Annotated in this window: 1 pseudogene; it reads left to right on the forward strand. The window is 42.1% G+C overall.

Going from position 1 to position 228, the window contains the following annotated elements:
• A pseudogene (locus tag FS736_RS24050) lies at nt 1-228 on the forward strand (relaxase/mobilization nuclease domain-containing protein); the annotation flags it as partial.

A 228-nucleotide genomic window follows, 5' to 3' on the forward strand; every position in this document is an offset into this window, starting at 1 on the left:
CAATGATGAGGTTTGCATGGGACACGGTTTAAGCGTACCAAACAAAGACACAGCACGCTTACGCTACACCCAAACGGAAAATGCGATTGCTGACCCTAATACGAAACCAACAGCCCAATATTCATGGAAAGATGAAATCAGAGAGGCCATCGATCAATCACAAGCAACGAATATGAACGAATTCAAAGACCATTTAAACCAAAATGGCATTACGATTGAACGAGTTAC

Source organism: Cytobacillus oceanisediminis 2691, assembly GCF_007678455.1.
GTDB classification, from domain to species: Bacteria; Bacillota; Bacilli; order Bacillales; family Cytobacillaceae; genus Mesobacillus; species Mesobacillus oceanisediminis_A.